This window comes from Mycobacterium sp. D16R24, from assembly GCF_002013385.1.
In the GTDB taxonomy this organism is placed as follows: domain Bacteria; phylum Actinomycetota; class Actinomycetes; order Mycobacteriales; family Mycobacteriaceae; genus Mycobacterium.
This window is the reverse complement of record NZ_MAEV01000007.1, coordinates 156,414-180,856: the sequence shown is the minus strand read 5'-3', so window position 1 is coordinate 180,856 and position 24,443 is coordinate 156,414. Positions and strand designations below refer to the sequence as shown.

25 protein-coding genes and 1 pseudogene are annotated in these 24,443 nt (G+C 64.1%); 14 read left to right on the top strand and 12 right to left on the bottom strand.

Annotated elements, in window-relative coordinates; all coding sequences use genetic code 11:
• Positions 1–24: 24 nt before the first annotated feature.
• The 4 genes from B4383_RS06095 to B4383_RS06080 are packed head-to-tail and all read left to right on the top strand — an operon-like array spanning position 25 to position 3,752.
• Entirely contained in the window at positions 25–762 is a 738-nt protein-coding gene (locus B4383_RS06095) for a glucose 1-dehydrogenase (RefSeq protein ID WP_078289796.1), read from the top strand.
• On the top strand, positions 759–1,412 hold the full coding sequence (locus tag B4383_RS06090) for a TetR/AcrR family transcriptional regulator (protein ID WP_078289799.1): 654 nt from the start codon (positions 759–761) through the stop codon (positions 1,410–1,412). The genes B4383_RS06095 and B4383_RS06090 overlap by 4 nt, the downstream gene beginning before the upstream one ends.
• A 1-nt stretch (position 1,413) precedes the next feature.
• Complete coding sequence (locus B4383_RS06085; RefSeq protein WP_078289800.1) at positions 1,414–2,703, top strand: acyl-CoA dehydrogenase family protein; 1,290 nt, start codon at positions 1,414–1,416, stop codon at positions 2,701–2,703.
• Entirely contained in the window at positions 2,703–3,752 is a 1,050-nt protein-coding gene (locus tag B4383_RS06080; RefSeq protein WP_078289802.1) for a phosphotransferase family protein, read from the top strand. Before B4383_RS06085 ends, B4383_RS06080 begins: the two co-directional genes overlap by 1 nt.
• Here the strand turns inward: B4383_RS06080 and B4383_RS06075 are convergent.
• Positions 3,742–5,130 carry an amino acid permease gene (locus B4383_RS06075; protein ID WP_078289804.1) on the bottom strand — a complete coding sequence of 463 codons (1,389 nt, stop codon included), beginning with the start codon at positions 5,128–5,130 and terminating at the stop codon, positions 3,742–3,744. The two genes, B4383_RS06080 and B4383_RS06075, sit on opposite strands and share 11 nt — an antisense overlap.
• A gap of 103 nt (positions 5,131–5,233) precedes the next feature.
• On the opposite strand from B4383_RS06075, the gene B4383_RS06070 reads away from it, so the two are divergent.
• Positions 5,234–6,067 carry a TIGR03619 family F420-dependent LLM class oxidoreductase gene (locus tag B4383_RS06070; protein ID WP_078289807.1) on the top strand — a complete coding sequence of 278 codons (834 nt, stop codon included), beginning with the start codon at positions 5,234–5,236 and terminating at the stop codon, positions 6,065–6,067.
• Positions 6,068–6,085: 18 nt separating this feature from the next.
• On the opposite strand, the gene B4383_RS06065 is transcribed toward B4383_RS06070, so the two are convergent.
• From B4383_RS06065 to B4383_RS06045, 5 genes are all read right to left on the bottom strand, one after another.
• Positions 6,086–7,177: an inositol-3-phosphate synthase gene (locus B4383_RS06065; RefSeq protein ID WP_078289988.1), complete on the bottom strand. Its 1,092-nt coding sequence runs from the start codon at positions 7,175–7,177 to the stop codon at positions 6,086–6,088.
• A gap of 29 nt (positions 7,178–7,206) precedes the next feature.
• The gene (locus tag B4383_RS06060) at positions 7,207–7,752 is read right to left on the bottom strand and encodes a PadR family transcriptional regulator (protein ID WP_030097647.1); all 546 of its coding nucleotides are present in this window, start codon (positions 7,750–7,752) and stop codon (positions 7,207–7,209) included.
• A 101-nt stretch (positions 7,753–7,853) separates the two neighbouring features.
• On the bottom strand, positions 7,854–8,699 hold the full coding sequence (locus B4383_RS06055; RefSeq protein ID WP_078289809.1) for a DUF1707 domain-containing protein: 846 nt from the start codon (positions 8,697–8,699) through the stop codon (positions 7,854–7,856).
• 28 nt (positions 8,700–8,727) lie between these two features.
• On the bottom strand, positions 8,728–9,513 hold the full coding sequence (locus B4383_RS06050; protein ID WP_078289812.1) for a DUF1707 domain-containing protein: 786 nt from the start codon (positions 9,511–9,513) through the stop codon (positions 8,728–8,730).
• Positions 9,514–9,538: 25 nt separating this feature from the next.
• Positions 9,539–9,994, bottom strand: coding sequence for a hypothetical protein (locus B4383_RS06045; protein WP_078289814.1), 456 nt, complete (start codon positions 9,992–9,994; stop codon positions 9,539–9,541).
• A 130-nt stretch (positions 9,995–10,124) separates the two neighbouring features.
• Here B4383_RS06045 and B4383_RS06040 point away from each other — a divergent pair, with 130 nt between their 5' ends.
• From B4383_RS06040 to dnaB, 8 genes and pseudogenes are all read left to right on the top strand, one after another.
• Positions 10,125–10,547, top strand: a complete 423-nt coding sequence (locus B4383_RS06040; protein ID WP_078289989.1) for a DUF5318 family protein — start codon at positions 10,125–10,127, stop codon at positions 10,545–10,547.
• A gap of 19 nt (positions 10,548–10,566) precedes the next feature.
• Positions 10,567–12,942: a transglycosylase domain-containing protein gene (locus tag B4383_RS06035; RefSeq protein WP_078289816.1), complete on the top strand. Its 2,376-nt coding sequence runs from the start codon at positions 10,567–10,569 to the stop codon at positions 12,940–12,942.
• A gap of 145 nt (positions 12,943–13,087) precedes the next feature.
• Positions 13,088–14,674 (top strand): glycosyltransferase family 87 protein, encoded by a 1,587-nt coding sequence (locus B4383_RS06030; protein ID WP_078289990.1) that lies wholly within the window; start codon positions 13,088–13,090, stop codon positions 14,672–14,674.
• 129 nt (positions 14,675–14,803) lie between these two features.
• Positions 14,804–15,094 (top strand): 30S ribosomal protein S6, encoded by a 291-nt coding sequence (gene rpsF, locus B4383_RS06025; protein WP_030097640.1) that lies wholly within the window; start codon positions 14,804–14,806, stop codon positions 15,092–15,094.
• A 74-nt stretch (positions 15,095–15,168) separates the two neighbouring features.
• Complete coding sequence (locus B4383_RS06020; protein WP_078289818.1) at positions 15,169–15,672, top strand: single-stranded DNA-binding protein; 504 nt, start codon at positions 15,169–15,171, stop codon at positions 15,670–15,672.
• A 44-nt stretch (positions 15,673–15,716) separates the two neighbouring features.
• The gene (gene rpsR / locus B4383_RS06015; protein ID WP_005064619.1) at positions 15,717–15,971 is read left to right on the top strand and encodes a 30S ribosomal protein S18; all 255 of its coding nucleotides are present in this window, start codon (positions 15,717–15,719) and stop codon (positions 15,969–15,971) included.
• A gap of 17 nt (positions 15,972–15,988) precedes the next feature.
• Complete coding sequence (gene rplI, locus B4383_RS06010) at positions 15,989–16,444, top strand: 50S ribosomal protein L9 (RefSeq protein WP_078289820.1); 456 nt, start codon at positions 15,989–15,991, stop codon at positions 16,442–16,444.
• Between the two features lie 462 nt (positions 16,445–16,906).
• Positions 16,907–18,280: pseudogene (gene dnaB / locus B4383_RS06005) on the top strand (replicative DNA helicase); the annotation flags it as partial.
• On the opposite strand, the gene B4383_RS26195 reads toward dnaB, so the two are convergent.
• From B4383_RS26195 to B4383_RS05990, 4 genes are read right to left on the bottom strand one after another with little or no spacing between them, the layout of a single operon-like run.
• A complete protein-coding gene (locus B4383_RS26195) occupies positions 18,264–18,536 on the bottom strand; it encodes a hypothetical protein (RefSeq protein ID WP_139360565.1) in 273 nt (90 codons plus the stop codon). The pseudogene dnaB and the gene B4383_RS26195 sit on opposite strands and share 17 nt — an antisense overlap.
• Before the next feature lie 44 nt (positions 18,537–18,580).
• On the bottom strand, positions 18,581–18,952 hold the full coding sequence (locus B4383_RS27035; RefSeq protein ID WP_286143978.1) for a DUF1275 family protein: 372 nt from the start codon (positions 18,950–18,952) through the stop codon (positions 18,581–18,583).
• A 1-nt stretch (position 18,953) separates the two neighbouring features.
• A complete protein-coding gene (locus tag B4383_RS27030; protein WP_286143977.1) occupies positions 18,954–19,307 on the bottom strand; it encodes a DUF1275 family protein in 354 nt (117 codons plus the stop codon).
• A gap of 10 nt (positions 19,308–19,317) precedes the next feature.
• Complete coding sequence (locus tag B4383_RS05990; protein WP_286143976.1) at positions 19,318–21,117, bottom strand: ABC transporter ATP-binding protein; 1,800 nt, start codon at positions 21,115–21,117, stop codon at positions 19,318–19,320.
• A 60-nt stretch (positions 21,118–21,177) separates the two neighbouring features.
• Between B4383_RS05990 and B4383_RS05985 the strand changes: the two genes are divergently transcribed.
• Positions 21,178–21,789, top strand: coding sequence for a TetR/AcrR family transcriptional regulator (locus tag B4383_RS05985; RefSeq protein WP_139360564.1), 612 nt, complete (start codon positions 21,178–21,180; stop codon positions 21,787–21,789).
• A 169-nt stretch (positions 21,790–21,958) separates the two neighbouring features.
• On the opposite strand, the gene istB is transcribed toward B4383_RS05985, so the two are convergent.
• Entirely contained in the window at positions 21,959–22,765 is an 807-nt protein-coding gene (gene istB / locus B4383_RS05980; protein ID WP_078289829.1) for an IS21-like element helper ATPase IstB, read from the bottom strand.
• A 24-nt stretch (positions 22,766–22,789) separates the two neighbouring features.
• Complete coding sequence (istA, locus tag B4383_RS05975; protein ID WP_078289992.1) at positions 22,790–24,409, bottom strand: IS21 family transposase; 1,620 nt, start codon at positions 24,407–24,409, stop codon at positions 22,790–22,792.
• Positions 24,410–24,443 lie beyond the last annotated feature (34 nt).

Genomic DNA, 24,443 nt, shown 5'->3' with positions numbered 1-24,443 from the left:
GCCACATTAATGGAGGAGACTCGAATGCTGCAGGACAAGGTCGTCGTCGTCACCGGTGGAAGCCGCGGCTTGGGGCGAGCGATGGTGCAGGCGTTCGCGGCCCACGGCGCCGATGTGGTGATCGCGAGCCGCAAGATCGACTCCTGTAGCGAGCTGGCCGCCAAGGTGGAAGCCGAGCAGGGCCGCCGCGCGCTACCGGTGGCCTGCAATGTCAGCTCCTGGGCACAATGCGATGAGCTGGTCGACACCGTGTACCGCGAATTCGGCCGCGTGGACGTGCTGGTGAACAACGCGGGGCTGTCACCGCTGTACCCCAGCCTGGACCAGGTCTCGGAAGCATTGTTCGACAAGGTGATCGGGGTCAACTTGAAGGGTCCGTTCCGGCTGTCGGCATCGATTGCCACCAAGATGGCGGCAGGTGCGGGCGGCTCGATCATCAACATCAGCTCGATCGAAGCGGTACGGCCCGACGCCACCGCGCTGCCGTACGCGGCGGCCAAGGCCGGTTTAAACGCCCTGACCCTCGGGCTGGCGCATACCTTTGGACCGACCGTGCGTGCCAACACGATTCAGTGCGGGCTGTTCAACACCGATATCGCGGCGGCCTGGCCGGCGGGATTCGCGGAGGCGCTCATTCCCAGCATTCCGTTGCGACGTGTCGGTGAGCCGGAGGATATCGTCGGCGCGGCACTGTATCTCGCGAGCGACGCGTCGGCCTACTGCACGGGAACGACGATTCGCCTGGACGGCGGCATCCTGTGACGGAGGCCGGCGCCAAACCGCGGCGGGGCCGGCCGCCCGCGTCCGACGGTGATGCCGCGGCGACCCGCCGGCGGATCATGGATGCGGCAACGGAACTCTTCGCGGAAAAGGGATTTCACGGCACCGGGGTGGCAGAGATCGGCTCGGCGGCGGGTGTGCGCGGTGGTGCGCTGTACTACCACATCGGATCAAAAGAGGAACTTCTCTGGGAGATCCTGCGCAGCTACATCGACGAGATGCTCACCGAGGCCGCTCATATCGCGGGTATGAGCACCGCCCCGGCCAAGCGCCTGCGCACGCTGATCGGCTCCTACGTCATCCTCATCGTCAAGTACCGCAAGCAGGTCGCCATCCAGGTCCGCGATGGCTCCGCGCTGACCGGTGAGCGCGCCGCGGAGCTGCAGGTACTACGCGACGAGTTGCAGCGCTGCTGGCAGCGCGTCCTCGACGAGGGCCACGAGGCCGGGGCGTTTCGTACCTCCGATCACCTGATCACCAACGCGATTCTCGGGATGCTCAACATGGTGGCGGTCTGGTACCGCGCCGACGGCAAGAGCCCGGCACAGATCGCCAAACGCATCGCCGACATGGTCTTGGACGGTGTCCAGTTGGACCGTCCCGTTGAACCCGAACCGACAGGAAGTGACTGACATGGCATGGGATTTCGAAACCGACCCCGAGTACCAGGAGCTGCTGGACTGGGCCGAGGAGTTCGTCCGCACCGAGGTCGAACCGCTCGACTACGTGTTCCCCAATCCGTACGACAAGTCCGACAAAGAGGCCATGGACTACGTACGTCCACTCAAGGAAGAGGTCAAGCGGCGCGGCCTGTGGGCCTGCCACCTCGGACCCGAACTGGGCGGCCCGGGCTTCGGGCAGCTCAAGCTGGCGCTTCTCAATGAAATACTGGGCAGGTCGGTCTGGGGGCCTTCGATATTCGGATGCCAGGCACCCGACACCGGCAATGCCGAGATCCTCGCGCACTACGGGACGGAAGCTCAGAAGGCCACCTATCTGCAGCCGCTGATGGACGGTGACATCGGCTCCTGTTACGTCATGACCGAGCCGCAGGGCGGATCCGATCCGACGCTATTCAAGACCACCGCGGTGCGCGACGGTGGCGAGTGGATCCTCAACGGGGAGAAGTGGTTCAACTCCGAAGCGCGGCACGCGGCCTTCTGGATCGTCATGGCCGTCACCAACCCGGACGTCAGTCCCTACCAGGGCATGTCCATGTTCATCGTCGACCCGAACGCCCCCGGAGTCGAGATCGTCAGAAACATCACCGTGCACGGGTTCAGCGAGGACGAGGCATACACCCGCTTCACCAACGCCCGGATTCCCGCCGAGAACATGCTGGGTGCCGAAGGTGCCGCGTTCGTGATCGCGCAGACCCGTCTTGGTGGAGGCCGCGTGCACCACGCCATGCGCACGGTGGCCCAGGTGCGCAAGGCATTCGACATGATGTGTGAGCGTGTCATCAGCCGGGAAGCGCGTGGCGGCACCATTGCGAAGCTGCAGATGACGCAGGAGCGCATCGCCGACAGCTGGATCGAGATGGAATCGTTCCGTCTGCTGGTGCTCCGTACCGCCTGGCTGATCGACAAGCACCAGGACTACCTCAAGGTGCGCAAAGACATTGCGGCGATCAAGGCCGCCATGCCGAAAGTCATGCACGATGTCGCCCAGCGTGCCCTGCATCTGCACGGCTCGCTCGGGGTGTCCGAGGAGATGCCGCTGGCCAAGATGTTCCTGTACTCGGAGGTGATGGGTCTGGTCGACGGCCCGACCGAGGTGCACAAGGTGACCATCGCCAAGGAGGTCCTCAAGGATTACACCCCGTATGAGGGGCTGTTCCCGCCGAGCCACATACCGGCGCTGACGGAGAAGGCGCGGGCGCATGTGGCGGCGCGGATCGAGCACCGGGTGGGCAATCTGTAATGGCCGCACCGCAGCATGTAGATCCGAAAAGCGTTGATTTCGAGATAGTTTCGCGCTGGATGGACGAGCAAGGGCTCCCCGTGGGTGAGGTTGCGGATATCTCCGCGATCACGGGAGGCACTCAGAACATCATGGTGCGGTTCACCCGGGGCGGCCGCGAGTACGTGTTGCGGCGGCCGCCGAAGCACCTGCGTGAGGCCAGCAACAACGTGATCCGCCGCGAGGCGCGATTGCTGGGAGCATTACGCGGGCAAGGAGTTCCAGCGCCGGAACTCATCGCGGCCTGCGTCGACGAGACGGTGCTGGGTGGCGCGGTGTTCTACCTGATGGAGCCGGTCGACGGCTTCAATGCCTCGGTTACCCTGCCGGAGTTACATGCCGGCAGTGCGGATGTCCGGCATCAGATGGGGTTGGAGGCGGTCAGCGGTATTGCTGCGCTGGGCGCACTGGACTACCAGACGCTGGGACTGGATGGCTACGGCAATCCCGATGGCTTCCTGGAGCGCCAAGTGCCGCGCTGGCTCAAGGAGCTCGACTCGTATGTCAAGCATGAGGGATATCCAGGCCCGGATATCCCGGGCCTGCAGTCCGTCGCGGATTGGCTTGAGCAGCATCGGCCGTCGCAGTGGAAGCCGGGAATCATGCACGGCGATTTCCACCTGGCCAACATGATGTTCCGTCGCGATGGCCCGCAGTTGGCGGCGATCGTGGACTGGGAAATGTCGACCATCGGCGACCCGCTGTTGGATTTGGGGTGGCTGCTGGCGACCTGGCCGTCGGAGACCGACGATGCGTCACTGGGCGGAGCACTCGTACAGGCCGGGAACCTGCCCACACCCGGGGAGCTCGTCGCGCACTACGCCGAACGCACGGATCGTGATCTGAGTGCGATGGACTGGTACACGGTGCTGGCCTGCTTCAAGCTGGGCATCATCCTGGAGGGTACGCACGCGCGTGCATTCGCCGGGAAAGCACCTGTGGCGGTGGGTGATTACCTCCACGGTCTGACTCTGCAGCTGTTCAGGCGGGCGGTGGCGATTACCGGGTGACCGGCTCCTCGGGCAACGGGTCGCGTTGGCGGGTCAGCCGCAGCACCACGAAGGCGATCAGGATTACGGCCCAGGACAGCAGGCTGGCCCATAGCTGCGACCGGGTGCCGTCCTGAAAGCCCATGGCAACCAGAATCGTCACGATGGCACCTGCGGTGAGAATCGTCAACACCGGGTAGCCCCACATCTTGACGATCAGCTTCTCCGGGGGTGTGCGGGGCCTGAGCACCAGCTGCGATATCGCAATCATGAAGTACACAAAGAGGATTACCGCGCCGGAGGAATTGAGCAGGAACAGGAATACGGTGTCCTCGGCGATGTAGGCGAGTATTACGCAGACGAATCCGATGAACGAGGACGCCAGGATGGCGTGCATGGGAACACCGCGAGAGTTGACGCGTAGCCAGCTGCGTGGTGCCTCGCCCCTTCCTGCCAACACGAACAGCATGCGGGAGGCGGTGTACATCGCTGAATTGAGACAGGACAGTACGGCGGTGAGCACCACGATCCGCATGATGTTGTCGGCGTGCGGAATTCCCATGGTCTTGAATGCGGTGACGAAGGGCGAGGTGCCCAGGGTCGGACTGTCCCATGGCACGATCACCGCGATAAGGAAGATGGATCCCACGAAGAAGAGCCCAATTCGGTAGATGACCGAGTTAGTGGCCCTGCTGATGGCCCGCGCGGGGTCCTTGGATTCGGCGGCCGCGATGGTGGCAATTTCCGGGCCGACCATGGAGAACACCACGACCACGATGGCGGAGAAGATCGCACCGGTGCCGTTCGGTGCGAACCCGCCCTTGGTGAGGTTGGAGAAGTCCATCTGCTTATCCGGCCACCAGCCCACGACGAACAGCGTGCCGAGGACCAGAAACGCGATGATGGCAAGGACTTTCACGCTCGCGAACCAGTATTCGAATTCGCCATAGGAGCGCACCGAGAAGAGGTTGGTGGCGGTCATGGCCACCATGAGGACAAGTGCGATGAGCCACAGGGGAGTGTGCGGCCACCAATCTTGGACGATCTTGCCGCCGGCCACCGCCTCGAATCCGACAACGATCACCCAGAAGTACCAGTAAAGCCAGCCGACCGAGAATCCCGCCCAATCACCGAGTGCACGGCGGCTGTAGTCGGCGAAGGAGCCGGTCGACGGATTCGCCACGGCCATCTCGCCGAGCATGCGCATCACCAGCACGATGAGCACGCCGGTAATGGCATAGGTGAGGAAGGCAGCCGGTCCGGCGGCCTTGATGGTCGCACCGGACCCGACGAACAGACCGGCACCGATCACGCCGCCGATCGCGATCATCGTCAGGTGGCGCTTCTGCAGCGAGTGCTGCAGACCGCCGCCATGGGGCGCTTCCGCCGTGGTGCCCATGGGGTGTCTCCTTCAGCCGGGTAGGTCGATGTTGCACCCCGTAACCAGATCGTGCAGCGCGTTGCCAGGAATTTCGGGGGCCTGCGGGAGGTTCCTGGAGGTCGTGAGCCACTTCGGTATCTCCACCTCCTCGGCCGATGGATACGTGAGCCCGGACGTGCTCGCCCGCGCGGTAGAGGAACGCGGGTTCGATTGGCTGTTGTTCGATGACCACTCGTACTTCCCGGTCGACACACCCGATGAGATCGATGCGGAGTTTCGTGCTCGGCTTCCGTTGATCCGGGACCTTCCCGTGGTGCTGGCCTACGCGGCTGCGGCCACCGAACGGCTTGTGGTCGGGTCCGGAGTCGCGTTGCTACCCCAGCGCGATGTGCTGCACACCGCCAAGGCGTGGGCGACCCTGGCGACGTTGTCGGGTGGCCGTGCGGTGCTCGGCGTCGGTGTCGGGTGGAATCTGGGCGAGCTGCGCAACCACGGCGCCGACCCGACGGTGCGCGGTGTGAAACTCGACGAGCAGTTGGTCGCCCTGAAGCTGCTGTGGACCGATGAGGTGGCCGAATTCCACGGAGAGCATGTGGATTTCGGGCCCGTCGCAGCGAGTCCGCGTCCGCCATCGCCCATCCCGATCTACGTCGGCGGCCCGAGCCCGGCGGCACAACGTCGCGCGGTGCGGCTCGGCGATGGCTGGTTGCCGTACGCGGAGACGTCGACGCCCGATGATGTGCGCGAGGCACGCCGTCGGTTCGCCGAGCATGGTCGCGCGGACCTGCCCGCCACCGTGAGCGGCGCGGCCGGGGACGAGCGTGTTGCCGCGGAATATCTGGACGCCGGTGTGGATCGGGTGCTGTTTCACCTTGATCCGCGAAGTGAAACAGAAACACTGCTGGAGCTCGACAGGCTCACTGCGATCGCGAATCGCTTGCGCGCCAAAAAATAACGCGGAGTACGTGAGCGGTCAGCCCTCGATGAACTGCTCCAGCTGAACACGCGCGACGTCGTCGGCGAGCTGCTTCGGCGGGCTCTTCATCAGGTAGGCCGAGGCCGGCAGGATCGGGCCGCCGAGTCCACGGTCGAGCGCGATCTTCGCCGCGCGCACCGCGTCGATGATGATGCCGGCCGAGTTGGGGGAGTCCCAGACCTCGAGCTTGTACTCGAGGTTCAGCGGCACGTCGCCGAAGGCGCGACCTTCGAGGCGGACGTAGGCCCACTTGCGATCATCGAGCCAGGCGACGTAGTCGGACGGGCCGATGTGCACGTTCTTGTCGTACACCTTGTCGGCCAGTGAGCCGTTCAGGTTCGAGGTGACGGCCTGGGTCTTGGAGACCTTCTTGGACTCCAGACGCTCACGCTCGAGCATGTTCTTGAAGTCCATGTTGCCGCCGACGTTGAGCTGGTAGGTGCGATCCAGGGTGACACCGCGATCTTCGAACAGCTTGGCCATCACGCGGTGGGTGATGGTGGCACCCACCTGGCTCTTAATGTCGTCGCCCACGATCGGTACACCGGCGTCTTCGAACTTCTTGGCCCACACTGGGTCCGAGGCGATGAACACCGGCAGCGCGTTGACGAATGCCACCTTTGCGTCGATGGCGCACTGGGCGTAGAACTTGTCGGCCTCTTCGGAACCGACCGGCAGGTAGGAGACCAGGACGTCGACGTTGTTGTCCTTCAACGTCTTCACGACGTCGACGGGCTCGGCGTCGGAAATCTCGATGGTCTCGGCGTAGTACTTGCCGATGCCGTCCAGGGTCGGGCCGCGCTGTACCAGGACGTTGGTTGGCGGTACGTCGGCGATCTTGATGGTGTTGTTCTCGGAAGCGGCGATGGCCTCGGAAAGGTCGAAGCCGACCTTCTTGGCGTCCACGTCAAAGGCGGCGACGAATTTCACGTCGCGCACGTGGTACTGGCCGAACTTGACGTGCATCAGACCGGGAACATTGGAGTTCTCGTCCGCGTCCTGGTAATACTGCACACCCTGGACCAGCGAGGACGCGCAGTTGCCGACGCCGACGATGGCGACGCGCACCTCAGATGTGTTGTTGGACATGGACGGTTCTCCTTTACCGATGGACATACTTAACGCTCCTCGACCCGTGCCTGCGCGGTGCGCTCGGCGGCGATCAAGTCGTTGAGCCACTTCACTTCTCGTTCACTGGATTCCAGGCCTAGCTGGTGTAACTGCTTCGTGTATCGGTCGAACGAACTGCTCGCCCGGGTAATGGCCTCGCGCAGGCCTTCCCGGCGTTCCTCCACCTGACGGCGACGGCCTTCGAGGATGCGCATCCGGGCCTCGGCCGGGGTGCGGTTGAAGAATGCCAGGTGCACACCGAAGCCGTCGTCGGTGTAGTTCTGTGGACCGGTGTCCGCCACCAGCTCGCTGAAGCGAGCACGGCCGGCCGCCGTCATCTGGTAGACCCGCTTGCCACGAAGCAGCACCGTGGTGCCCGCGGGCGCGGAGTCCTCTGCGATGAGCCCGTCAGCCTGCATGCGGCGCAGGGCCGGGTATAGCGAGCCGTAAGAGAAGGCCCGAAAGGCGCCCAGTAGGCCCGTCAGGCGCTTGCGCAGCTCGTAGCCATGCATGGGTGACTCAAGCAGCAGGCCCAGGATGGCCAGTTCCAACATGAAGTCACCTCCCAACACCGTGTATGACGCCCGAGCATCTCTCGTGCACCGATCGGGACATAGTATCGCCGCGATATATGCGGGCGCCACACGGGGGAGGTTTAGTTCTCCGACGGGTAGAGGGTCCGAATCGGCGTGCCGTCGGGATTGACGTAGATCGAGCCGTTCTGGAACTCACCGCTCACCGAGATGTCGATCTGCACGGTGTCCGGCGGTGCGGTCTTATCCTCGCTCGGTTTGATGAAAAGGTAGGTGTTCTTGACCTCGCTGGCCTTGATGCCGAGGGTTTCGGGTGCACCGCGCAGGATCCCGACGATGGTCTTGACATCAAACTTGCCGAGATCCACCACGTGGTCGGCATGCGACCCACTGTCGTCATCGGGATGGTCCCACCCGCCCTCGTAGCGGTACCGCAGCGTGCGGCGCGGCTCGCGCGGATCGGGTCGGGTGAGTAGGGCGTACTCCCCGTAGATGTTCAGTTCGTACCCCGTGGTGTCGCCGAACTTTTGGCGCATCTGCTCGAACAGCCCGGTCAGACCGCCCAGCGACATCAGCTGGCGCGGCGGCGTCAGCACGATCGGCGCCACGCCGTCGGGCTTGGCGCCCGGGTCTGATTGGAAGTCCAAAGGGGAGCTGGTGTTTCCGTACGCGCCCCAACCGACGAGAACACCCACCAGGACCAGCGCCGTGGACACCCCGGCGGGGGCGTACCACCGCCGCCACCAGGGGCGTTGCGACCCCTGGAGGACGGGCATACTCGCCGCGGACTTTGCGTTCTGCAGATCCGAGACGAGGGCGCTCAGCTGGCTCAGTGTGGAGGCGTTGGTGGCCGCAGCGACCCGTTCCCGGTGCTCCTCCATGGAGAGCTGTCCGTCGCTCAGCGCATCGTCGAGCAGCTTGCAGGTGTCGTTGCGGTCGCCGTCCTTGGCCCGGGTGACTGTCGCCATGCGAGGAATCGTAGAGCGATCTTGATGCTCAGGATGCGGGCGTGACCTCTTTGGGTTCACCGTTACCCGCGACGACCATCCGTCCGGTGCGGTCCTTTTCCGAGACGGTGATGGTGATGTCGACGCCCTCATCACGGGGCTTGATCACCATGACGGTCCCGCCGTCGCCCGCGGCGGGCACATTCAGGCTCTCGGGAGCTCCGCGCAGGACGCCGACGATCTTGGCCGGATCGAACCGGCTCAGATCTCCGATTCGAACGTCGCGCCAGGTGCCGGGCATCGCACCACCGTCGCGGAACCCGCCCTGATACGGGTACGTGATGGGCAGGTTCGGATCCGCCGGTTCGATGCGGACCAACGACGCGTTGTTCGAGCGGACGGTCAGTTCGATGCCGACGGTGTCACCGAACTTCGCGCGCATTTGGTCCAGCAGGCCGGACAGACCCGGGACGGAGAACAGCTTGGTCGGCGCGATCACCACGGGGGCGACGCCGTCGGCGGCCGCGCCCGGGTCCGGTGGCACCGGCCGAGTCGCGTAGCTCCCCACCCCGGCTCCGACGGCGGCAGCGACAACGGCTGTGACAACGATCGCCGGCCAGCGGCGCCGCTGAGGCTGCGGCGCGGGTATGTGGGCCGGAAGTGCGGCGATCTGCAGATCGGAGACCACGCCGTTGAGTTCACCGAGAGTCTGCGCACGGGTGGCCACGGCGATCCGTTGACGATGTTCCTCCGAGGAGATCTGGCCCTCGCCAAAGGCGGCATCGAGCGTCTTGCAGGTGACGTCTCGGTCAGAGTCCTTGGCACGGGTCGCCATGCGAGGAATCGTAGAGTGGCCGGAATCAGCCCCAGTACGCGAACTCGCAGACCGGGTTCGGCTCGCTCTTGAACGACACCAGCATGTCGCCCATCATGATCGTGCAGCCGGTGGCGCCGGCGCCGTTGGCCCGGACCTCGGAGTGCGCCTCCTCGACGACGTCGATGGTGTGTTCCCAGGGCAGCGAGACGTCCTTCTCGATGTGGGCGGGGCTGCCGTTCTCCTTCCAGGTGACGGTTGCCGTTCCGGCGCCCGTCACCTTCAGGACTGCGGACCCGACGACCTTGCCGGTGCCCTTCACCCCAACCGGCGCGGAGGCGGTCGCTGCGGGACCGTCGACCGGGGCCGGGCGCGTCGTCGACGTGGCCGTTGAGGTGGCTGCTTGCGTCGACGAGATGTCGGCAGATTTCCCGCATCCGGATGTGATCACGGCGATAACCGCAAAGCCGGCAAGCGCCGGCGAAAGTCGAGTAAATGTCACCCTGCCCCCTCTTCCTGACAACCGACCAATCGTAACGAGTGGAACGCAGACAGACTTCGGCTTCGCAGAGGACATGCTGTCTGTGTGGCCCCGGGTCTGCCTGCGGGTAATCGCACGTACTCTGGTTACCGTGCGATTGCAGAGACAGGTGGTGGATTACGCGCTCAAGCGGCGATCCCTGCTGGCCGAGGTCTATTCCGGGCGTACCGGCGTGGCCGAAGTCTGCGACGCGAACCCGTACCTGCTCCGCGCGGCTAAGTTTCACGGCAAATCGAGTGCCGTGGTCTGCCCGATCTGCCGCAAGGAGCAACTGACGCTGGTGTCGTGGGTTTTCGGCGAGCACTTGGGAGCGGTATCCGGGTCGGCCCGTTCGGCTGAGGAACTCGTGATGCTTGCCACTCGGTACTCGGAGTTCGCCGTGCACGTTGTCGAGGTATGCCGGACCTGCAGTTGGAATCATTTGGTGAAGTCGTATGTCATGGGCGCCCTCCCGGCGCCGAAGGGGACCACCCCACGTCAGCGGACAACTCGTGCCCGGACGGCCAGTGAATAGGCCACCAGGTGAGGGCGGCGTGGTTGGCGGGCAGAATCCGGTAGCTCACAGCGGCGGCTCGGATTCACCGCGTACCCCCAGCATGGACGATCGCCCGACATCGATCCTCGACCCCGTCGAGGATCTGCCGTTGTACCGGCGCGACGAGGACGCCGTGGCCGCCGCGCGCGCGGCACTGGAGCGTGACGACGACGAGGGCATGGGGCACGAGCCGCCACCTCCACCCGGCAGGCCCGGTGGTCCGTCTCGTCCGCCGCAGCGCCGCCGTAAGCGAAAGACCAACGGCTGGAGAATTTTCCGTCGTGTGATGATCGCGCTGGTCTTGCTGGCGATCGTTATCCCGCTGGCGACGTTCGCGCTGGCGTATTCGGTGGTCGACATCCCGAAGCCGGGCGACATTCGTACCAGCCAGGTGTCCACCATCCTGGCCAGTGACGGCACCACCGAGCTCGCCAAAGTTGTTCCACCGGACGGGAACCGGGTCGATATCAAGATCGACCAGGTGCCTCAGCACGTGCGTGCGGCCGTGATGGCGGCCGAGGACCGTGATTTCTACGGCAACCCCGGCTTCTCCTTCTCGGGCCTGCTGCGCGCGTTCAAGAACAACATGTTCGGTGGCGACACTCAGGGTGGATCGACGATCACTCAGCAGTACGTGAAGAACGCGATGGTAGGCGCGCAGCGCGCCGGCCTCGGCGGTCTCACCCGTAAGGCCAAAGAGATCGTCATCTCCACCAAGATGTCCCAGTCCTGGTCCAAGGATCAGGTGCTGGAGGCCTACCTCAACATCATCTATTTCGGGCGCGGTGCGTACGGTATCTCGGCGGCATCGAAGGCCTACTTCGACAAGCCGGTCGAGCAGCTGACCGTGTCCGAGGGTGCGTTGTTGGCCGCGCTGATCCAACGGCCTTCGCGACTGGATCCCGCGGTGGACTTGCCTGAGTCGACGAACCGGTGGAATTGGGTGCTCGACGGCATGGTGACCATCGGTGCCCTGTCCGCGCAGGATCGCGCCGGGCAGGTGTATCCGGCAACGGTGCCGCCGGAGCAGGCCGCCGCACAGAACGCGACGACGGGCCCGAACGGCCTCATCAAACGTCAGGTGATGGCGGAGCTGACCGACCTGTTCAACATCGATGAGCAGACATTGAACACCGAGGGTCTGCAGATCACGACCACCATCGACACCAAGGCACAGCAGGCTGCCGAGAACGCGGTCAACAGCACCCTGCAGGGTGAGAACCCTGATCTGCGGACGGCCGTGGTCTCCGTCGACCCACGTACCGGCGCGGTAAAGGCCTACTACGGCGGATCGAACGCACAGGGCCTGGACTATGCGCAGCAGGGTCTGCAGACCGGCTCGTCGTTCAAGGTGTTTGCCTTGGTGGCGGCATTGCAGCAGGGCATCGGCCTGGGCTATCAGCTGGACAGCTCGGAGTTGACCTATCAGGGCATCACCATCAAGAACAGCGAAGATGCTTCGTGCGGAACGTGTTCGGTGGCGGAGGCGCTCAAGCGCTCGCTGAACACCAGCTTCTACCGGCTCATGCTGAAGCTGAAGAACGGGCCCGATGATGTGGCTACCGCCGCGCATTCCGCGGGCATCGCCGAGAACTTTCCCGGTGTCTCACACACCCTGTCCGAGGACGGTCAGGGCGGCCCGCCGAACAACGGCGTCGTGTTGGGCCAGTATCAGACCAGGGTGATCGACATGGCCTCGGCGTACGCGACGTTGGCGGCGTCGGGGACTTACCGGAAGCCGCATTTCATCCAGAAGGTGGTGAACGCGGACGGTCAGGTGCTTTTCGACGCCGGTTCCTCGGACAACACCGGCGAGAAGCGCATATCCGATGACGTTGCCAACAACGCGATCTCGGCGATGAAGCCGATTGCGGGCTACTCGCGTGGACATGCGCTGGCCGGTGGCCGAGAGTCGGCCGCCAAGACCGGTACCGCACAGTTGGGCGACACCAAGGACAACAAGGACGCCTGGATGGTCGGTGTCACCCCGTCGCTCTCGACAGCGGTGTGGGTGGGAACCGACGACGGCAAGCCGATCAAGAACAGTTGGGGCGGGCCGATTTACGGATCCGGCCTGCCGTCGGACATCTGGAAGAAGACTATGGATGGTGCGCTGGACGGCACTACCAAGGAGACCTTCCCCAAGCCCGGTGCCATCGGTGGTTATGCCGGTGTGCCCGTCTACGTACCGCCGCCTCCGGCGCCGAATGGTCCGCCTGCGCCCGCGCCGGGCGGTGGCGGAGAGGTGACGGTCATCCAGCCGACCATCGAGATCGCGCCGGGTATCACCATTCCGGTGGGGCCCCCGACAACGATTCCGGTGGGCCCGGCCGCGCCACCGGCGGGTGACGTACCGCCACCTCCGGGGCAGTAGGCAGGTGCCGGCAGAATCCCGGAGCCGCACCATCGGCGACATTGAGCCGGTGAGCCGCAGCGTCGGCGACATGGAGTCTGTGAGCCGCAGCGTCGGCGACATGGAGTCTGTGAGCCGCAGCGCCGGCGACATTCAGGGTGCGACGGTGTCTCCCGAAAAGCTCGCGGGTGACCTGCGCAGCGCCGACGACCGTGACTTCCCTAGTCGCACAGATGTGATGGGTGCCGAGCTGTCCGAGGTGGTCGGCGGACCGCTAGGTCGGCACGCGCTGGTCGGCAGGCAACCGTTCTGGACGCCACTGCGGGTGGTGTTCATCATCGCGCTGGGGTTCCTGATCCTGGGGTGGACCAGCAAGGCGCCCTGTCTGCAGCAGAGTGGAACCGGCAATGGTGCTCAGCGCGTGGCCAATTGGGACAACAACCGCGCCTACTACCAACTGTGCTATTCGGATACCGTGCCGCTCTACGGCGCGGAGCTCTTGAACCAGGGCCGCTTCCCGTACAAGTCGAGCTGGCTGGAAACCGACTCGAGCGGGCATCAGAAGATTCAGTACGACGGCACCCCGGCGGTCCGGTACATGGAGTACCCGGTGGTCACCGGGGTGTACCAGTACACCGCGATGGCTCTGGCCAAGACGTACACCCAGGCCAGCGACCTGCTGGGGCTGCCCATCGTCGCCGAAGTCGTGATGTTCTTCAACATCGTGGCCTTCGGGTTGGCGCTGGCCTGGCTGGTGACCATTTGGGCCAGTGCGGGATTGAGCCCGCGTACACGTCCCTGGGATGTGGTGATGATCGCCGCGTCTCCGATCGTGATCTTCCAGATCTTCACGAATTTCGATGCCCTCGCTACGGCTTTCAGCATGACGGCGCTCTTGGCGTGGGCGCGCAAGAAACCCTGGCTTGCCGGTGTGCTGATCGGGCTGGGGGTGTCCGCCAAGCTCTACCCGGTACTGCTGCTGTTTCCGCTGCTGTTGGTGAGCCTGCGGGGCGGCAAGATGCACGAGTTCTCGAAGACCGCCGCCGCCGCGCTGGCCAGCTGGGTAGTGGTGAACGCGCCGGTGGCGATGCTCTTTCCGCGAGGGTGGGGGGAGTTCTTCCGGCTCAACACCCGGCGTGGCGACGATATGGATTCGCTGTACAACGTCTTCAAATCCTTCACGGGGTGGCAGGGCTTCGACGGCTCGCTGGGCTTCTGGGAACCCCCGGTCATTCTCAACGCGGTCTCGGCAGTGCTGTTCGGGATCTGTTGCGTAGGTATCGGATACGTGGCGCTGACGGCGCCGCGGCGTCCGCGCGTGGCGCAGCTGGCCTTCCTGGTGGTGGCGGTGTTCCTGCTGACCAACAAGGTGTGGAGCCCGCAGTTCTCGCTGTGGCTGGTGCCGCTGGCCGTGGTGGCGCTGCCGCACCGCCGAATCCTGTTGGCATGGATGACCGTTGATGCGCTCGTGTGGATTCCACGGATGTACTACCTGCTGGGTATGGAGAACAAGGGACTGCCCGAGCAGTGGTTCACCGGCACGGTGCTGGTGCGGGACATCGCGGTGATCGGTCTGTGCGCCTTGGTGCTGCGCCAGATCTATCACCCCAGCGAGGATGTGGTGCGCGCGCACAGCGACAACACCGACGATCCGGCGGGTGGGCCGTGCGACGGGGCCGCCGACGACGCCCCGGCATGGCTGCCCTCCTGGCTGCGGCCGCGTAAGCCCACACCGCATATCTCCCGCGCGTAGTTCCTCCAGTCGGGCGATTTCGCCGGTCAGGGGGCTGTGCGGTAGCCTTGGCCGGTTGCCGACGCAGGCGACTCTCCTGCCACGGATACGCCGTGGCCGCACTAGACCACAGGAGGTGATGAGTTTCTCATGCGTCAGTACGAAATCATGGTCATTCTCGACCCAACCCTTGACGAGCGCACCGTAGCTCCATCGCTGGATACGTTCTTGAACGTTATCCGGGGTGACGGCGGAACCGTTTCGAAGGTAGAGGTCTGGGGCAAGCGTCGTCTTGCATACGAGATCGCCAAGCATGCCGAGGGCATCTACGCGGTGATCGACGTGGTCGCAGAGCCCGCCACCGTATCGGAGCTTGATCGCCAGCTTGGCCTCAACGAGTCCGTGCTACGGACCAAGGTCCTGCGCACCGGAGCCCGTTAGAGGTCCTACGGAAGTCAGTCGACTTCCGTAGGCTGCCGGTTAACCACGCCAGCTGACAGACACGAGGAGGAACCGTGGCAGGTGACACCACCATCACGGTCATCGGAAATTTGACCGCCGATCCAGAACTGCGTTTCACCCCGTCGGGGGCCGCCGTCGCCAACTTCACGGTGGCGTCGACTCCCCGCATCTTCGACCGACAGAGTTCGGAGTGGAAGGACGGAGAGGCGCTGTTCCTGCGGTGCAATATCTGGCGTGAGGCCGCCGAGAATGTGGCCGAGAGCCTGACCCGAGGGTCCCGTGTCATCGTCACTGGTCGGCTCAAGCAGCGCTCCTTCGAAACCCGCGAGGGCGAGAAGCGCACCGTCATGGAGGTCGAGGTCGACGAGATCGGCCCGTCTCTGCGGTACGCGACCGCCAAGGTCAACAAGGCCTCGCGTGGTGGTGGCGGTGGTGGAGGTTTCGGTGGCGGCGGAGGTGGCGGCGGGGCTTCCCGTCCCAGCGAGCCCGCCGACGATCCGTGGGGCAGTGCCCCGGCCTCCGGTTCCACCGCAGCGGACGACGAACCGCCCTTCTGATCTGGGCGACACAACTTATCTAGCTAGAAAGAAAGAGATTCACCATGGCCAAGACGACTAAGCGCCGTCCTGCCCCGGAAAAGCCGGTCAAGACACGTAAGTGCGCGTTCTGCACCAAGAAGGCGCTGAACATCGATTACAAGGACACCAACCTGCTGCGCACGTACATCAGTGAGCGCGGCAAGATTCGTGCCCGCCGGGTTACCGGCAACTGCGTTCAGCACCAGCGCGACATCGCGATCGCGGTGAAGAACGCGCGCGAAGTAGCCCTGCTGCCGTTCAGCTCGGCGACGCGGTAGGACCGGAGGGACATCTGATGAAGCTGATTCTGACGACCGAGGTCGAGCACCTCGGCACTGCCGGTGACACCGTTGAGGTCAAGGACGGTTACGGACGCAACTACCTGCTGCCCCGCGGACTGGCGATTGTTGCCACCCGTGGTGCAGAGCGCCAGGCCACCGACATCCGTCGCGCCCGCGAGGCCAAGGAGATCCGTGGCGTCGAGCACGCCCACGAGATCAAGCAGGCGATCGAGGGCCTGGGTGCCGTGAAGCTGACGGTGAAGACTGCCGGCGAGGGCAAGCTGTTCGGTTCGGTGACCGCCGCTGACGTGGTGGGCGCCATCAAGGCCGCCGGTGGACCGAACCTGGACAAGCGGACCGTCACCTTGCCGAAGGCACATATCAAGCAGATCGGTTCGTACGCACTGGACGTGCATCTGCACGCCGGGGTGGCAACCAAGGTCACGGTGGATGTAGTCGCCGCAGGCTGATCGATCCGAAATACTGCCGGGTCAACGGCGTCGCGGGTTTCCGCGGCGCCGTTGCCGTATCTGCTGGCGAACGTATTGTACGCGTGTGCCACTCCAGCGAAGCTACCTCTAGTTAACCTAGAGGGTTGAGAGGGGTAACAGAACACGCCCGAGTACGCAACCTGATGCGACACGCCGAACGGATTCCCATCCACAGTCCTGTCAATTAGTTAACCGGCCGCCAACTGGGAAAAGTGCAGGACTGTAGGTAGCTATCCCCAGGTTGTCCCCAACCCCCTAACACCGGGTTGGACAGTAGTCCACACTCCATACCCAGGCCCATCCACAGGTGCACTTGGCAGGGTCGCTAGCAACATCTAACGTCTACCGCGGCGCGCCGGGACCACGAGGATTGTCAGTCGCCGTCGTTACCATGACTGCGAACATACGTTCGATCTGAGTTGAGTAGGAGGACCGCGCGCCGTGGCAATAGTCGACGATCTAGGCCAGTCCGGTCCAGTTGCCCCTCCCGAGGAGGAGTTCGGCCGTCAACCCCCTCAGGATGTGGCTGCCGAGCAGTCCGTGCTGGGCGGGATGCTGCTGTCCAAGGACGCCATCGCCGATGTGCTGGAGAAGCTGCGGCCGCACGATTTCTACCGGCCCAATCACCAGAGTGTGTATGAGGCCGTCCTCGATCTGTACGGCAGGGGCGAGCCCGCCGATGCGGTGACCGTGGCCGCCGAGCTGGACCGGCGTGGGCAGCTGCGCCGGGTGGGCGGGGCGCCGTATCTGCACACGCTGATCTCCACCGTGCCGACCGCCGCCAACGCCGGGTACTACGCGGGCATCGTCGCCGAGAAGGCGCTGCTGCGCCGGCTCGTGGAGGCCGGGACCCGCGTGGTGCAGTACGGGTACGCCGGGGCCGAGGGTGCCGATGTGGCTGAGGTGGTGGACCGCGCCCAGGCCGAGGTCTACGACGTCACCGACCGTCGAATGTCGGAAGACTACGTACCTCTGGAAGAACTGCTGCAGCCGACGATGGATGAGATCGATGCGATCGCGTCCGCCGGCGGCATGTCCAAGGGTGTGCCGACAGGCTTCACCGATCTGGACGAGATCACCAACGGTCTACATCCGGGTCAGATGATCATCGTGGCGGCGCGACCTGGTGTCGGGAAATCGACGCTGGGTTTGGATTTTATGCGGTCGTGTTCCATCAAGCACCAGCTGCCCAGCGTCATCTTCTCGCTGGAAATGAGCAAGACCGAGATCGTCATGCGACTACTCTCGGCCGAGGCGAAGATCAAACTGGGCGATATGCGTTCGGGCCGGATGAGCGATGACGACTGGACCCGGCTGGCGCGGCGGATGAGTGAGATCAGCGAGGCCCCGCTCTACATCGACGACTCCCCGAACCTGACGATGATGGAGATCCGCGCCAAGGCGCGACGGCTCAACCAGAAGGCCGGGCTCAAGCTGGTGGTGGTGGACTACCTGCAGCTGATGACCTCCGGTAAGAAGCACGAATCCCGTCAGCAGGAAGTCTCGGAGTTCTCCCGAAATCTGAAGCTTTTGGCCAAGGAGCTCGAAGTTCCGGTCATCGCGATCAGTCAGCTGAACCGTGGTCCCGAGCAGCGCACTGATAAGCGACCGCAGGTGTCGGATCTTCGTGAATCGGGCTCGCTGGAACAGGACGCCGACATGGTCATCCTGCTGCACCGGCCCGATGCGTTCGAGCGCGATGATCCGCGCGGCGGCGAGGCCGACCTAATCCTGGGTAAGCACCGTAACGGCCCGACGGCGACGATCACCGTGGCCCACCAGCTGCACCTGTCGCGCTTCACCAACATGGCGCGGTAGCCGACAGCCGATAGATAGCCTCACGGCCGACGGCGGAGTCGAGTTGAAACTCGATCGCCCGCAACGTATTCAGCGCTTCGTCATCGATCTGCGGAATCAACGACTCCGCAGTCAGGGCGGATTCAACTGGTCGTCGCAACACCTCGATGATGGAGGTGTTGATGGGCAGACCAGCGGGGTGGATGAAGGAGTTGACGGGGCGCTCGCCGTAGCGCAACGCCGTCCCGGCGCGACGATGCGGAACCCATGGCACGCATGCCCGACGGCGTGATGCCGCAGCTCCGGGTAGCGCCGTCCTTATTTGTCGTCGTGAGTGAGGAATCGGAGATGGTCCAGTTGCCAGGCGGCTAACGCGACGAGGGAAGCGGTGATCCATAGCGCGAGCAGCGCATTGTGGATGCCGATGGAGGTAAAAGCGATGCCGCCGATCGCAGCCCCAGTCAGGAATCCGCAGTAGATAGTCAGGTGAGCTACCCACGTCCATTTGGTGACTCCTGCCAGATGAAGGGATGCGCCCTGCCCGATCTTTACCAATGTTCCGGTTACGCAGGAAAGCGGCATGACCACTTCTCCCCGGCGGCTTATCGACGTGTTGAGGGCGCCGAGGCCGAATGCCAGACACAGGACAGGTATCGCTCCGATCTGCGGCCCGTCGTCAGGGAGTAGCACATCACATAGCCACGCAGTGAACCGCCACCGTCGCCACGACCGTGGCACCGTGTCTGGCCTTGCGCCACAGATACAGTCTGGCGAATGTCGCTGTGCTCACACCGAAGAGGAAAGCACCGACAGCTGCGGCGGCAGAAAGTCCGAGTGCGTGATTGCCGTTTACATGTTCGAGCACTAGGCGCTCGGTGTTGCCTGTCATGAAGGTGACGTACCACCCCGAGGTGTAAAGCCATGCCGCTGCACCCGTGGAGCCGGCGAGCACGGCCGGAAGTGCCCCCAGGGCCATCTCCCTTAGGTCGTGGAAGGGACCCAAGGCAGAGTGCTTGACGGCCGCAGCCTCTGTCTTCGAAGGCATTGTCTAGGAATCACTTCCGTGTGGCGGCGAGGGAGTCGCCGGTGTGGGGCGTATCGAGCCGCAAGGAGTCAACGAGGCGGCGATACAGCGGGCAGCGGGTCAACAGGTCGCAGTGGCGACCGCGGTCGACAATCTGCCCTTGGTTCATGACGACAATGGTGTCCGCATCGATCACCGTGGATAGCCGATGCGCAATGGTGAGCACTGCCCCCGCCGATGCTTGTTCCCGAATCACCTGGTGCACTGCCGATTCGGTCAGGCCATCGATTTGGGCAGTGGCCTCGTCCAACAGAAGCACCTCAGGGTTCCCGAGCAGGGCCCTGGCCAGAGCGATGCGTTGTCGCTGCCCGCCGGAGATATTCGTGCCCGCCACGTCGGTATCGAGGCCTTGATCGAGTCCCTCGGCAAGTTCGGTCAGGTGCACCCGCCTCAGAACTTCGGCGATATCGCCTTCCGCGGCTTCGGGGTTGGTAAATACCAGGTTGTCACGCAGGCTTCCTGGCAGCAGCGGAGTATCCTGCTCGACGTAGCCCAGTCTGCCCCGGATCTCGCCGATGCCGAGCTCGCAGTACGGTGTTCCAGCCATCGACAATCGGCCGCTCTCAGGATCAATGAACTTGAGGATCAGCGAGAAAAGAGTTGTCTTGCCTGCACCGGAGGGACCCACGATCGCGGTGTGTCCACGGCTGGGCACCTCGAGGCTGACATCGTGAAGGATCGTCGGTCCACCGTCGTGGTAGCGAGCCGTCACCTGGTCGAAAGCGATCACCGGCGCCGGGTTCACGTCGCGGCTCACTGGTGGAGTGATCGAGTCTAATTCGGTGTCCAAAACTTGCACTTCGTGAATCCGGCCGGCGGCCGCTATGCCTGCTTGCAGCGTGGCCAGATCGTTGCTCAGTTCCATGGTCGGGCCGAGTAGGCCCACGGCATAAAGCAGAAAGGCCACCAGGGTGGACATTGTCATCTGGCCGGTCGACACCAAATAGGCTCCACCACAGACGATAATGAGGGTGGCTGCCTGAATTCCGGAGAAGGCCACACTCCACACCAGCGCCTCGCGCCGGACCGCGCGCAGACCGTACTGCCTCGACTCGGCGGCGTGTGCCAACAGTGCGTCCGCTTGGCGGTGCTCGGCAGCCGCCACCTTGACCGTTTTGATCGCACGCAGGGTGCTCTCCAGCGCGCCGCCGAGATTGCCCAACGAGTCCTGGGCCCGCTCCTGCGCCCGGGCGATCCCCGGCATCAGCACCACGAACACCAGCGCGATCACAGCGATGGCCCCGATCGTCACCCCACCGAGCAGCGGATGCAGAACGACCATCATCACCAGGGTCCCAAACAGGGTAATCGTGCTGTTCACGAGCCCGACGACACTTGACGACGCCGCCTCCCTGAGCAGAACAGAATCGCTTGTCACACGCGTCACCAGTTCGCCAGTCGGGTGAGCCTGCAGCGGGAGCACTCGCGCAAGAAGGAACCGCTGCACCATTCCCTGGCGTGCGCCGTACACGACATTCTCGGCGAGAGTGCCCAGAACCACCCACTGGCACCAGCTCATTACGGTGCCCGCCACGATCAAGCCAGCGAGCAGGAGTATCGGCTCAGTGAACCGGCTACCGCTGGCACCGATGGCGTCCAAGACCCAGCGAGTGACCAACGGGGTAGCCAGTTCCGCGGCCGCCACGCCCAATCCCAAAAACAGCGCGAAAACCAGTTTGGGAGCGTGCGGGCGGGCGAACCCCCAGAGAATCGCCACTCGGGATGGGCGTCCGAGCTGGGCCGCCGGTAGGGACGCCGTGGTTGAGGTCACGCAACAATTAGGACATGACTGTCCCATTGTCGTCAATTCGTGTTCGATTACCATGTCCTGGTGGACGATGGCTATATGACTGCTTCCCCGACCCGACCCCCCCGAGTTCGGGATCGAACACGCGGAACATTGCTCACTGCTGCCATCGAAGTGCTGAGCAAAAGCCCAGCCGCCGCGATGGGCGATATCGCGACCGCTGCAGGTGTCGCGCGCAGCACGCTGCATCGTTACTTCCCCGACCGCAGCTCACTGATGGAGAGCATCGAGAGCTACGTGGAAGCCCAATACGACGAAGCCATAGAAGCTGCCCGCATCGGCGAAGGCACCGGACTGGCCGCGTACACCAGGATCGTTGACGAACTACTAGAACGAATCGAAAGCCTCGGCTGGTGGATGCACACCGCCCGCGACGATGGCATCGATGACTTCGACTGCGACGCCGACCGCGGCATCATGGCCGTGGTTGCGCGCGGTCAGCAGGACCGCACCATGGATCCGCAATTCACCGCGGAGTGGATCATCACCATTATCTGGTCCTTGCTGTCATCTGCTTACCAAAGCCTGCAGCACCGACAGCAGCCACGCCGGGAGATCCGCGAAATATGCCGGAACGCGTTACTGAAGATCGCAGCGTCGCCTTCACCTTCTTCGCACTTGAACGCCACGCAGTAATTCGCGCCTATGAAACTCCGCCGCCCAGCCAGCGCCTTGTCGCATCGAAAGATGCGACGGGGCGGGCTGCCGGCGCTTGGCTTTGGGCGCGGACTCTGGGGTCGAATGTTCGCGAACTCTGGCGTCACCAGGGGCGTGAGAGCTTGCGGGATGTTCGGGAATGTCGTCGTCAGCGTTGGGGTTTTTCGCGGGCGTTGAGTGTGTGCGCGAGGCGGTAGGAGTCGGTGCCAGTTTCGATGATGTTGCCGCCAAATGTCAGGCGGTCGACGATCGCAGCGCAGAGACGGGGGTCGGTGAAGGTCTTGGTCCAGCCGCTGAAGGCTTCGTTGGATGCGATGGCTACAGACGCCTTTTCTTCGCGCTCGGTTAGTACTTGGAACAGCAGTTCTGCGCCGCGCTTGTCCAGGGCCATGTAGCCGAGTTCGTCGATGCAGAGCAGGTCGACTCTTCCGTACCGGGCGATGATCTTGGTGAGCATCATGTCGTCGGCGGCTTCGACGAGTTCGTTGACCAGTTTCGTGGCCAGCGTGTATTTGACGCGGAAGCCAGCCATGGCCGCTTCAGTCCCGAGCGCGATGAGCAGGTGGGACTTGCCGGTACCGGAATCACCAATGAGACATAGCGGTTGGCCTTTGCGGATCCAGTCGCAGGGGGTTGCCAACGTGTTGGTGACGGCGGGATCGATACTAGGGTTGGCGGCGTAGTCGAAGCCTCTCAGAGACTTTTCACGCGGGAACGCCGCGGCGCGGATGCGGCGTTCGGAGCGGCGACGGGCGCGGTCATCGCATTCGGCGAGCAGGAGGTCAGCGAGGAATGCGCGATAGGACTGCTGCTGTCGGGCTGCAGAGTCGGCAGTGTCGGTGAACTGACCCCGGATCGTGGGGAGCCGGAGCATGCGGCAGGCTTGGTCGATGGCGGCGTCGGCGGCTTGCTCGGTCAAGCCGCGGCGCGCGGGGGTGGATGCTGTTGTGCCCATTGGTGATCCTTGGTCTCATGCGGGTCAGTGAGTGCGTTGATGTCGGAGTAGCCGGTCATAGGGCGTCACCGTCGGTATCGGCCGGTCGTCGGGTGGTAGGTGGGTCAGCCTGCGCTGGGTGAGGGAGGCAATGCGCGCCCTTGTCGGCGCAGGCTCAGGTGGCTCGTTGGTGCGGTCGTGCAGGTGGTTCGCATCGGCGGCTTTGCGGGCCTCCAGCGCGACGGCGTCGGCGGTGAGCGCGCCGGCATGCAACGCTGCGGTGATCCCTGCCAGTACGTGTTCGTGGGGCATGTGACGATGCAGCAGGAGTACTTCGATGAGGGCCCGGGTGCCGTCGCCGTCGCCGTGGGCCTTGCAGGCAGCCGCCCACCAGGCGTCGTGAATTGGAGTGAATCTGCCTGCGGCTCGGGCCTGTTCGAGCGCGGTGGATCCGGGCAAGGCGCCGGGTTTGCGGATGAGGGCTTCCAGGTAGTGGTTAAGGTCGAGCCGGGCAGCGCCCTTGGTGAGTAGTCGCTCGTGTGCGGTGACCGGGGTACGGCCGTCGAAGACGGACAACTCGGAGGCATGGAGCAGAACGCGGACTTGTCGGCCAATGAACCTGGATGGAACGGAGTATCGGTTGGAGCGGACGGTGATCTGGGCGTACCGGTCAACGCGCGGTGTGAGCCACAGGCCGGTTTCGAAGCGCTCCATGGGTAGCGGCTTGAGCAGGCTCTGTTCAACGGTAAAGGCCTCGCCGACGGTGTGGGCGCGGCTGCCGATGCGCCTGTCGTCGTCGGTGATGTCGTAGCCGTTGACCATGTCGTTGAGATCTCGTATGGAGTCGACTTCGGGAACGGGAACGAGGTGGTTGCGACGAAATCGGCCGATATCGCCTTCGACGCCGCCCTTTTCGTGCGCGCCAGTGATGCCGGGCTGGCAGTAGAAGGCGTCGACGTCGAAATGTGAGCGGAACGCTACCCAGCGGTCGGTCTCGACACGTTGGCGAGAGAAGCCGATCACCTGGGCGACTGCGGCTTTGAGATTGTCATAGCGGATTTTGCCAGCAGGAATTCCACCGAGGGTGTCGAAGGCATGGACGTGACCTTCGAAGAAGGCTTCCTGCCCGCCAGTAGCCGAGACCCGGTGCACGGCTTTACCTGAGTAGGACATGCGAAGGGAGAACAGGTGACAAGTGACCAGCTCTCCGCGTAGCCGTATCGCGATCTCGCCGAAGTCCACCTCGGCTTCACGGCCAGGCAGGTGGGTTTGAGGAATGAACACACCGGGCTCGGCACGACCGTGTTCGGCGCGGATCTGTGGGCGGCGCTTGGCGACATATGCGCGCACGACGGGGTAGGAGACTTGGTTCATGGCATGCTCGTCACACAGCCGGTCGAAGATCCTCGTCACGGTGTGGCGCTGTTTACGAGGCGCATCGAGGTCGGCGGTCAGGATCTCGTCGATGATGTGTTTGAAGGGGTCGAGTTTCGACGCCCGAGTCGGGTAGGGCGCCCGCGGGGAGGGCCACGCCGAAGCGACCGCTTCCTGAACTGTGCGCCACCCAACACCATGCTTGCGCTGTACCTCACGCCCGGACAAGCCCGCCCGGGTGTCGCGGCGGATTGCGGCATAGAGCTCAACGCGAGACGGCCTAGCCACCATGCCCGCATTGCCCATCCCAGTGCGGCTGTCGGGC